Raw genomic sequence first — 6473 nt, 5'->3', positions numbered from 1 at the left:
TCGAGCCAGCGCTGGCGTTGACGCGAGGTCTCTTTCCGCCGCCGGCTGACCAACCCATTTTTGGTTCGATCGGCGATTCGGCGCCGGACACCTGGGGGCGCCGCCTCATGCAGCGTGCGGAGCGTCGACAAGCCGAACGGGAAGGGCGGCGCGTCCGTACGCTCGGCGAACTGGACTATCTGCTGGGCGTAGCTGATGAAACGCGCCTGGGCGCGCTGAGGTTCCGCTGGAGCGGAGAAGAAGAATTCCAGTCGCCCGTGCCCGCCGGGGTCCCGGCGCTGATCGAATTGGGGCCGCTGCTTCAAATCACTGAACGTATCTTGCGCGACGAGGAAACCGATGAGGATTTGCAACTGATCTTCGCGCCAGGGTCGTCACTGGGTGGCGCGCGTCCCAAGGCTTCAGTCATCGACCAATACGGCCATTTGTCGATTGCCAAATTCCCGAAGGAAACCGACGACTACAGCATCGAGACCTGGGAGGAAATTGCCCTGCGATTGGCTGAACGCGCGGGCATTTCTACCCCGCATCACGAACTGCTAGAGGTCGCGGGCAAGCCGGTGTTGCTCTCGCGCCGCTTCGATCGGACAGGAAGCATTCGCATTCCCTTCCTCTCGGCCATGTCGATGACGGGGTCGCGGGACGGCCAACGCGGCAGTTATCCAGAACTGGTTGATTCGCTGACACAACATGGTGCGAAGGCTCGGGCCGATGCTGCTCAGTTGTATCGACGGGTGACATTCAATGTGCTGGTTTCCAACGTCGATGACCATCTGCGCAACCACGGGTTCCTGTGGGCGGGGCGCGATGGGTGGGTGTTGTCACCGGCCTACGACCTCAATCCCACGCCAACCGATGTCAAGGCGCGCATCCTGACGACAAACATAGATCTCGACGAGGGAACGTGTTCGGTCGAACTCTTGGAAACCGCGGCGGAGTTTTTTGGTTTGTCGCTGAAACAGGCTCGGGCCACGATCCGGGAGGTGGCCGACGTAACCCGGACATGGCAAGCGGTTGCTCAGGAAGTCGGTTCCAGGCGCGCAGAGATCGCACGGATGGCGAGCGCATTTGAGCACGACGATCTTAGCGCCGCGTTACGGTTGTGACGGTACCGTGGACTGAGTTTGAACGCGCTTTGACGGGATTAGCGACGGTATCGCGCTCACAGATTGCCCGGCGACACGGGTGTCTTCGATGTTGGCCGATTTCTGCCCATGCGAAGAAGCGACATTCGTACAAAGAACGCCGCGGACGGCCAATCGTCGGATTTGGGCCGCCAGCGGACGCCCTGTGTGCCCCATCGATCCGGTGAGGCAACGGCCTTAGGTACAGCAAAATTGGCGTTGCCTTCACCTTGCGCACTACACTGAGGCGGAGCAAAAAACAATAATTCTAGATAATAAGGATGGCAACGCTCCGCCATGATGTCGTCCTTATCGGAAAAACAAAAAAAGATTAAAAAAGTAACTTTGGTTGACGCGCTTGATCTATATTGCATTCCAGCAACTTACAGAAGCCAAACAATCCTAAGAGGTTACTGCTTCAGAGCACTTCCTCACGTACCCCGGTCGACATTACGTCGCGCAATACCCAACACCCGTGCCCTGCTCAATATAAGCCGGCAGCGCGTGATGGTTGATTTGTCACGTCCGAATTTAAGTAATCCAGCAATACTGCGGCCGACTCGTTGCGCCCCTGCCGATGGGTACGGCGTCGTCATAAATAACATTTGATATTTTTATTATTAAAAAGGAGGCCAATTATTCCAGGTTTCTCAGTTAGTTCTCAATAGATCCTGTTCATTGATATTGCTGGAGACAAATATGAAGTTTCTCACTTTGGTGACATCGGTTGCAGTGCTTTTCGCTCCCGCAGCTTGGGCGCAAACCAATCCCGCCAATGGGCCCAACGGAGCACACTTTGCAACTGCCGAGCCGGTATGCACTGTAGATCAAGCCACCCAGGATGTCAGCTGTACCGGGGCCACCATTGGCGGGGTCGGCCACACTAATGCGACAGCGATTCTGTCAGCGACTTACTCAGGCACCGTGCAGTGCACAAACCCTGGCGGCCAGGTCGTCGATGTGAAGACGCAGACCACGGATGCTACTTCGTCGGGAAAACTGACACCTTCCAGGAACGGGCAGCTGGTAGTGCCGCCGCTCAGTGTGACGGCACCGACCGCCGACGAGTTAAAGGCCAATGCCACCTGCCCCAACGGGAACTGGACCAAGCAGCTGGTGGCAGGCCCAACCCTTACGAATTTCGTGTATACGATTACCTTCGCGGGCTTCAACGGACCTTATTTCAGTCTCGTGGGTCCTTGATTGACTTAGCCTAGGCTTCGGCCCATTTGACTGGTACGGGAAAACCGGACACTAGTGAGAGCGTCCTAAGCCATGGGATGGGCGTGCCAGCATCAGCTGGCACGTCTGCAATCGGTGGCGGCTGGTACCGTCGTTTCATGCGGCGCCTCGCCCACGTTTCCTTAATCGTCGGATGCATGGCCATGCAACAAGACATTCCGCTTAATTGCCGCGTGCGACATGTCCCACAGGCACCGCGCCATTTTTTGCATGCTCGGTGGATGCTGCTGTTCAGTCTGCTGCTTACCGGATGCGGCGGAGGGGATTCCGCCCCGGCATCCATGGCAGCCCCGCAGCAAGCTTCGTCGGGACCGGGCCCATTGGCCGTGCAAAGCACCTCGCCAGCAGGAGAAAAATCGTCACCGTCGGCCGTGACGGACGAGACTGCCGTACCTTCGGTACACTCCGCCAGTATGGTGCAACTCAGCGCTCTACCGCATCTGTCATCGCTGTCCGACCGTGAGAAGGCGGGGTTGCTCATGCTGCTGCCTTCCAAGTCGTCTTCGCAACGGCTGGCATTGATTAACATGTATCCCAGTCTGGTCAAGCTGCCGGAGCAGCAAAAGGAGCTGTTGCTGGACCAACTGGAAAAAATCGTCCCGGTCACGGTAAGTGAGCATCAATGACCGCTTTCCGGTCAGCGATCGTTGTGCATATGTTCAAACGACCGAACGTTTCGGATCTCTAGGCTCGACGACATTGGCATGGTCGATGTCCGTTGTATGCATAAATGCGGCCGTTGTCCGTGCGGCGATCCGAGTGACGCAACGGGTCGCCTCCGGACGATGATGAATGGATCCGTAGATCAATCGTCGTCGAGTAGCGGACTTCCGCTTTCTGCCAATCCCAGCCGTTCGGCTTAGCGCTCACATGGACAATCGAATGGCCGTTCCACTCTGAAAGCGGTCTTCTGGGATGCGTCGAGGGTATCTAAAGGTATGGGTGCGCTATCTTCGCGGATCACGGCATCAACCGTTCGTAGAATGGTTTTCCTTGCGGCGTGCGGCTATCTTAACCTCATTGGCTTTACGAGTTAACTTGGCCGGCAGCCATATTAAACGAGCCGGACTGTTGACCTTAGCCTTATCTTATCCAGTGAGGACCATGACGATGAGCACGTATGCAAAGGATTTGCTCGAGCTACGCCGAGACGATCCGACGTCGGCAGAACTGCGGAAGATGGCCATGAACATCATCGCCGTCAGCACCCGAGATCAACGCGGAGGCTGCTAACATGAACATGCCCGAACAGTGGCGCTCGCACCGTTGCAGGTCCGAGTCTTGAATCGCTGCGATGGATGCGGCGTGAACTTTTGGCCGAATATCACTGCCGCGCTGCTGCGCGCAGTGCTTCGCGGAAATGAGCGGCCATTTGCAATCGTGAATAGCAGTCGTATTCAACGTTGCTCACATTGGGCTCTGATGCCGTCCGTATAGCCATCGAACGTCAGCGCTCCACATCAAACGTCGCCCCGATCGCGCACTGTCGATCGCATCGACCAGCTGCCAAGGCCCGCCAGCACCATATTGTGTGGCTCGGTTTTACTTCGGCGCCGACATTCCGTGTTCAAGTGCGGCTCGCGATAGCAAGTCTTGCTGCCAATCCGGCAAAAACCGACGCAAGCAGATATTGAGGGACCCGCGACTGACGGCGTCGGCTAGCCCATCGCTGGCTAAGCTGACTTGCGGAAAGTATGACGACGCCGTTTACGATTAAACCGATGAGGTTGAGCACTGTCGCGAGCGTCAAAATCTGAACAGCCACCGCGCCGTCTTGAGGACGCACAAATTGCGGGAACAGTGCGAGGACAAACAACGCCATTTTGGGATTGAGTAAATCTACCGGCGGACGAAGAACCTCCAAGCGGTGCAGTTGCTGCTCCGACACGCAAAGCTGGAAAGCACGGTTCGCTACCTGGGAATCGAGGTCGATTGCCCTTGAGATGGCGGAGCAGACCGAGGTTTGATGGCATGGTGGCCGGCAAGCGATTGCTCGCCGGCCACCATTGACCGCCATTCGACACAAGGCAGTTGCCGAACGTTTACCAAGTTACATCAGTCATGCGTTGCACCCCGCCAGAACAGTTATCCATGTTCGACACGGTTTGAAGCGATGAATCTCGGGGCTTCCTGCAGCGACGATGCGATCTCGTCTTCGCTACGGCCGCCGTTGATCACGATGCGTCCCCCGAAAACGAAGTGAGGAACCGAGCGCACCCCCGCGGCGGCGGAGTTTGCCGCCTCCTGCTCGACGCGCCTGTACTCGGCCGGGTCAAGTGCAATGGCGTGGGCTTCGGCGTACTCAAATCCATGTCCGGAGGCGATGTCTGCCAGCACGTCAGCGCTTCCGATATTCTTCGCGTCAAGAAAATAGGCGTTTGTGATCGCTACGGCGAGCCGGTGCTGTGTACCGCGTTCGCGTGCGGCCAGAATGAGCGCGTGGGCTGCTTGCGTGGGATAAGCCATAGGCTGGCGACCAAGATCAAGAAGTAGACCTGAAGCGCGAGCCTCGGCTTCCGGCCGCGCAAACGCCACCTTCGGATCGGTTATGCCGTAACGGATGCGAAGCAGGTCCGGAATGTACAGTCCGCTCGCGGGTGCGTCCGGAAGCAGCAAGACTGGGTGGTGGTGAATGTCCACGACGAGGTCGGGAAAGCGCTCGGCCAGCACTTTGTCGAGGCGATGCTGGCCCACGATACACCATGGACAGGTGATTTCCGTATAAAGGTCGATTCTCAGCACGGTATCGCCCCGAATCACGACTGGGGCAAGGGCGGCAGAATGGACTCGACCCGATCACGCCTCGCGATGAGCGTCTGAATTTCTTCGGCAATCGTGTCCGGGTCGATGACCGGAAGATTCGGGTCGAGCCGTGCGCCACCGGCGGTCATGGCACGCAAGCCCGTCGAGCGATCGATGACCGCACCGATGTTCACCGTCCCGGCATAAACGCCCCTGGGCGCCACCTCTGCATTGAGCGTAAGCACGTAGTTGCGCGTGGCCGCCATCAGGGGGCCGGCACCACTCATGCCAGGCCGCGTCACCACGGCCGTCAGCCCGCCGACGATCACGATCGCGCCATCGCCACGGGCTAGCATGCCCGGAAGCACCGCATGCGATACCTCGACAGGCGCGAACGTGAAGATGTTGGCCATGGACTGTAGCGTCGACGCATCGAGGTCCACTGCCGCGACAAAGCTCGCATCGGAGGGAACTGGCGCAAAGACGGCCACATCGATGGCGCCGAGCCGATCCTCGACCGAACGGACGAGCGCGGGAATGCCCTCGAGATCGGTGAGATCGGCAGAAAAGGCGACCGCTTCGATCCCCGCGGCGGCGAGTTCGGCGACTCGCTCCTCTAATGGCGCCGAACGCCGCGCGACGAGCGCAACGCGATACCCGGCGCTTCCGAACCGGTGCGCAAGGGAAGCGCCGAGACCGGTGCCGGCGCCGAATAGCGCAATGGTTTTCTTGCTGGTCATTGCAAACTCCATGAGGGTGGTATGTTTCGATGACCAACTATGCTTGATAGACTGACAGCTCACAAGAACGCATAGCTTCGAGGCCTAGTCACATGCGTATGCCTGCTACCGCTCCGAGCCAACCCGGCACGAACCCGTCCTGCCAGAAGGTCAACCAGATACTTGGCCGCATGGGTGACAAGTGGACCATTCTCACAATCACCATGCTGGCGCAGCAGCCGCGGCGCTTTAACGAGCTGAAACGCATGATTGGTGGAATTTCCCAGCAGATGCTGACCCGCACGTTGAAGGCGCTGGAACGCGACGGAATGGTGACGCGGACCGTCTATCCGACTGTCCCGCCGCAAGTCGAGTACGCGCTGACCGAGCTCGGCGGATCACTATCCGTGCCGCTGATGCAGCTTGCCACGTGGGTCGTGGATCATCTCGATCAGATTGAAATGCATCGAGCCTTGCACGACTAGCCGACGGGGACCGCGGCGTGCGGCATCAGTTCGATTACATCGCGGTGCGGTGGCGTGCCGAATTGCCTCGCATATTCCCGGTTGAATTGGGAGGGACTTTCATAGCCCACCTCGTAGGCAACTGTCGACGCATTCAAGCCCTTGACCAACATCAACCTTCG

Annotated in this window: 7 protein-coding genes and 2 pseudogenes; 5 read left to right on the top strand and 4 right to left on the bottom strand. The window is 58.4% G+C overall.

Annotation, left to right across the window (positions count from 1 at the left end; all coding sequences use genetic code 11):
* The 3 genes from ACTHL0_RS23785 to ACTHL0_RS23775 form a co-directional block, all read left to right on the top strand.
* The coding region (locus tag ACTHL0_RS23785) for a type II toxin-antitoxin system HipA family toxin (RefSeq protein ID WP_440569437.1) at positions 1-1106 on the top strand (1106 nt) is incomplete at its 5' end.
* Between the two features lie 717 nt (positions 1107-1823).
* Positions 1824-2327: a hypothetical protein gene (locus tag ACTHL0_RS23780; RefSeq protein WP_440569436.1), complete on the top strand. Its 504-nt coding sequence runs from the start codon at positions 1824-1826 to the stop codon at positions 2325-2327.
* A 182-nt stretch (positions 2328-2509) separates the two neighbouring features.
* Positions 2510-2992 carry a hypothetical protein gene (locus tag ACTHL0_RS23775; RefSeq protein WP_440569435.1) on the top strand — a complete coding sequence of 161 codons (483 nt, stop codon included), beginning with the start codon at positions 2510-2512 and terminating at the stop codon, positions 2990-2992.
* A gap of 941 nt (positions 2993-3933) precedes the next feature.
* Here the strand turns inward: ACTHL0_RS23775 and ACTHL0_RS23770 are convergent.
* A pseudogene (locus tag ACTHL0_RS23770) lies at positions 3934-4206 on the bottom strand (LysE family translocator); the annotation flags it as partial.
* On the opposite strand from ACTHL0_RS23770, the pseudogene ACTHL0_RS23765 reads away from it, so the two are divergent.
* A pseudogene (locus tag ACTHL0_RS23765) lies at positions 4204-4333 on the top strand (integrase); the annotation flags it as partial. The pseudogenes ACTHL0_RS23770 and ACTHL0_RS23765 sit on opposite strands and share 3 nt — an antisense overlap.
* Before the next feature lie 118 nt (positions 4334-4451).
* Here the strand turns inward: ACTHL0_RS23765 and ACTHL0_RS23760 are convergent.
* Positions 4452-5108: a DsbA family oxidoreductase gene (locus tag ACTHL0_RS23760; RefSeq protein WP_440569434.1), complete on the bottom strand. Its 657-nt coding sequence runs from the start codon at positions 5106-5108 to the stop codon at positions 4452-4454.
* A gap of 14 nt (positions 5109-5122) precedes the next feature.
* The gene (locus tag ACTHL0_RS23755) at positions 5123-5848 is read right to left on the bottom strand and encodes an SDR family NAD(P)-dependent oxidoreductase (RefSeq protein WP_440569433.1); all 726 of its coding nucleotides are present in this window, start codon (positions 5846-5848) and stop codon (positions 5123-5125) included.
* Positions 5849-5940: 92 nt separating this feature from the next.
* Between ACTHL0_RS23755 and ACTHL0_RS23750 the strand changes: the two genes are divergently transcribed.
* Positions 5941-6312, top strand: a complete 372-nt coding sequence (locus ACTHL0_RS23750) for a winged helix-turn-helix transcriptional regulator (protein ID WP_440569432.1) — start codon at positions 5941-5943, stop codon at positions 6310-6312.
* On the opposite strand, the gene ACTHL0_RS23745 is transcribed toward ACTHL0_RS23750, so the two are convergent.
* Positions 6309-6464, bottom strand: coding sequence for a hypothetical protein (locus tag ACTHL0_RS23745; protein ID WP_440569438.1), 156 nt, complete (start codon positions 6462-6464; stop codon positions 6309-6311). The two genes, ACTHL0_RS23750 and ACTHL0_RS23745, sit on opposite strands and share 4 nt — an antisense overlap.
* Positions 6465-6473 lie beyond the last annotated feature (9 nt).

Origin of the sequence: Trinickia sp. (assembly GCF_051961175.1) — a bacterium.
GTDB lineage: Bacteria > Pseudomonadota > Gammaproteobacteria > Burkholderiales > Burkholderiaceae > Trinickia.
The sequence above is the reverse complement of the archived record's forward strand: the minus strand, read 5'-3'. Positions and strand labels throughout refer to the sequence as shown.